This window comes from Pseudovibrio sp. W64, from assembly GCF_001623145.1.
Classification (GTDB): domain Bacteria; phylum Pseudomonadota; class Alphaproteobacteria; order Rhizobiales; family Stappiaceae; genus Pseudovibrio.
The window spans coordinates 1-3,659 of sequence record NZ_LMCI01000027.1 but is presented as its reverse complement, the minus strand read 5'-3'; the positions used below and the strand labels follow the sequence as shown (position 1 = coordinate 3,659).

The 3,659-nt window shown below is 47.1% G+C and carries 2 protein-coding genes; both read right to left on the bottom strand.

Going from position 1 to position 3,659, the window contains the following annotated elements:
* Nucleotides 1-219 precede the first annotated feature (219 nt).
* Complete coding sequence (locus PsW64_RS10830) at nt 220-2,229, bottom strand: acyltransferase family protein (protein WP_063303604.1); 2,010 nt, start codon at nt 2,227-2,229, stop codon at nt 220-222.
* A 121-nt stretch (nt 2,230-2,350) separates the two neighbouring features.
* Nucleotides 2,351-3,235 carry a DMT family transporter gene (locus PsW64_RS10825; RefSeq protein WP_063303603.1) on the bottom strand — a complete coding sequence of 295 codons (885 nt, stop codon included), beginning with the start codon at nt 3,233-3,235 and terminating at the stop codon, nt 2,351-2,353.
* Nucleotides 3,236-3,659 lie beyond the last annotated feature (424 nt).

Below are 3,659 nucleotides of genomic sequence, written 5' to 3'. Positions count from 1 at the left end.
CTCGCTGAAAACGCTTGACCTGCAACACCGTTGCTTTTTTAAAGGAAGAACTGCCCTTGCTATGGGCTTGCTCTCTAATCTTTTGCTATTGTGCTCAGGCATGCTAGGTTGTTCTTTGTGCGCCTTGCTCTATCCGCTTAATTCGGACCTCTGTTCTATCTTCGCTAGACCAATCATTTTGAGTTATTATTGTTTGTGCTGTCCTGGACCAGACAAAGGTCAAAAGACTTGTAGGCTTGTCGATACAGTCATTAATGGCAAAAGTACTTCCCGCACGACCTTTGCGGAGCCAGCAGTGGTCAGGTGATCGTGATCATGCAGATAAAACCCGTCTTTTCCTGCAATTTCGCATTGCTCTTCATTGCAAAATATCGACTTTAAATCTGCAAGTTCTACGTAGCCATACTTCTGCGACACCAGCCTGAGCAGCTGATCTCGTTGATACTGCTCTTCTATGCGGTCTTCTGAGTTTATCCAACAATGCTTCCTAAAGACACTCGGAGGTTGATAGATAAAGGCATTGCGACATGTCTTGAGCTTATGGTCTGCGGTAATCTCCGGAGCTTGTGTCGCAAGAATAATCTTTTGTCCTTGGCGACCGAGAAATTGGATACTTTGTTCCAGGTGCATGAGTTGCTTTGGTAAATTGGAAGGACCATCCTCCAAAATTGGTGTCTCTTGATACTTACGAGCCAAACTCTCTGGTCTGAGAGAATACATCCAACGAGAAGCCATAAGCACTGTCGTGATTGTGGGGTTCTTCTCCAAATAACCAGCGACGGCTTCAGCGGTATAGTTCCGGCAATCACTATCGGATTTTTTCGGTCTGCTTAAGTAAGGTGGGCAACCCACGGTCTGTAAAACAAGAGCTCGTTTATTGTGGTTTTTGAGTTCAGCGCTCAACCCGATACCAAGAGCTCGAGCATGAGAATCTCCCCAGACCAATAAAAACGGGGCAACGCCTTCCGCACCCACCGCACAAATATACGAATAGCGCGTCCCCCTGTTTCTACAATAATCCTTCTCAAAAGCACTGTTCTGTTTCTGGTGAAGTGTCACTTCCAATGCATTTGTCGGGATGAAATTTTGTAGTAATTGGTCGTTTCTGATGACTTCGGCGCTCGAAAGAAACAGAATCCCGAAACTGGCAAGTCCAAGAATTTGGCTGAGTCTAGGTTTTTTTCTTCCCAGAGTTCTGAACGGTTTTTCAATAAACCAATAAAGCAGGCAACCCAAAGCAATGCAGGCAAATAGTCCGATCAGACTTTCCAGAAAGTGTGGCTCACCCTTTGCTTGAAGATGAAGCCAAACAACAACCGGCCAATGAACGAGATAAAGGCTATAAGAAATCTTACCAATAAAGCGTACTGGGGGAGCAGAAAAAGACCATTGTGAAAATTTGGTCTTCATATTGCCGAGCCAGAGCAAAATTGCTGTCGCTGCAACAGGTAGTAATGCAGGAAAGCTAGGCCAGTAATTTTGAGGTGCAAACACTGCACTGCCAAGCAAAGTGAGCAGACATGCGCATGTAAGTAGGGCGGTAACAGAATGAGAAAGCTCTGGCGCTTTTCTCGTCAACAAAACTGCAGCAATGCCACCTGCTCCAAATTGCCAAAGGCGAGTGGGTATTGAGAAATAAGCTACATCAGGATCGTGAATGCTAAGTACTACGCTCGCGATAAATGAGAGTAGGACAATGAAAAGAATACTCAAGAGTTTCGTGAGAAAAGTTTTATTGCGAACAATGAGCAAAATAAGCGGCCACAGAATATAGAATTGCACCTCTACACCAAGTGACCATAAATGCAGGAGTGGTTTCTCATATGCAGAAACCTCGAAATAACCTGCACCAGATGGTGCATGAATATTGTAGGCAAAAAAGCTGGCAGTCAGAAAAGATGTTCGAAAATCATAGATGTGCAGCTCGTATGGGTAGGCAAGAAAAAGCACTGCTATAGCAATCAGGGTCACATAATATGCAGGTGCAATTCGCCAAAAGCGTTTTTTATAATACTTTCCTAAACCGTTCCATGACCATTCAAACTGATCTGAAGTGATAATTTTCGTCATGAGAAAGCCGGAGATTACGAAGAATATATCTACTCCGATAAATCCGCCTTGGAGACCGAAAAGTTTAAAATGAAAGAGTACGACTAAGAGTACCGCAAGTCCTCGTAAACCTTCTATATCTGGCCTAAAGACAGTTCCACGATTGACTTGATCTGGCATAACTTCCAATTGAGTTTGTAAAAGATTTCTACAATCTCCCAACCTTCCGCAAGTAGTTCAATTAGCGACTTTTAACGGGAAGCCAGCATGAGCCTCCTTCTCTTGAGGTAAAATTTCAAGCTCACTCCGCTGCGCTCTTTGAGGCTGAGGTTTTAAGTCGTGAGTGTCCGGCCAGAATATACAGCCCGCTCAATACGATAATCGCGGAGCCTGCCAGTGTCATAGCGTCTGCGGTCTCATCAAAAATCAGGAACCCAAGCAGGAGGCCGAAAAGCAATCGGGAATATCGGAAAGGGGTGACGACTGATACCAATCCGGTGCGCATGGCAACAGTGAGCGAATAATAAGCGCCAATGCCGACAAGAGTGCCCGCAGCGATGACCAATCCGCTGAAGAGATCCGGCCAGACAAATCCGCCAGACCAGAATGAGTAAGCTGCACCAGTTGGGATAAGCACCGCAAAGCCGTAAACACCAAGCTGCATGTTGGAAAGGGCTGGAGGAGCCGCTCGTGTTGCCAGGTCACGACCAGCAAAGCCGATCATGCCGATGATGGCGAGGATTGAAGTCACCTGAAAGCTCTCTGAACTTGGTTGGATGATCATCAGCACGCCGATGAACCCGATCAGGATCGCAAGCCACCGCTGCCAGTTCACGCGCTCGCCAAACAACACGGCAGCGCCCAGAGTGACTGTAATTGGAGTGGCCTGAAGAATAGCAGAGGTGCTGGAAAGTGTGTTTAGCGCCAGCGATAGGAGGAAAAACAGCCGCCCTGTAATTTCAAAAACCGCACGCGTGTAGAGTGTTGCCTTCAACGCTTCCGGCGTAAAAGCCCGCTCTCCGCGTCTCCAGGTCAGCAGCAAGAAGCCGAATGTACCGCCGATACCAAACAACATCAGTGTTTGCCCAACGGGCACTGAAGCCGTCGCCGTCTTAAGCAACGTATCCTCAATGGCAAACCCCAGCATTGCAAGCACCATCCAAGCGCTGCCGCGTATATTATCCATAATAGTATCCCCTTGCGGGAGCAGCTGCCTGAGTATTGGAAATGCGTAAAACGCAACCCTGCTGCATTTTGAAGATCTGTAAAGATGGGAGCGCATTCTCGAAAACATTCTGGGTTTTCGAACAAGAATACGCGTTAAAACAAAGATTTAGAGTCTAAAGCGTGGTCGGTGTGGAAGCATAGTTCTCTGAGTAAGCTATCGGCTATCTTAGCGCAAGAATATGCACTTCATGAGGGTTTCTATTCAGGTGGACTTGAGAATTCCTCATAGCTGGAGCAGTTTTAGCACCGCACGGCATTGCCGGCGGTGTTGAGTTGATGGCCCCGAGTACGGGGTGAGCAAGGCGAGCAGGCGTTGCCTGCGCATTGTGAGTAAATTAGTTTCTTCGGCATTGGCTGCTCGCCTTGCCCGGGCGTTTTTGTAT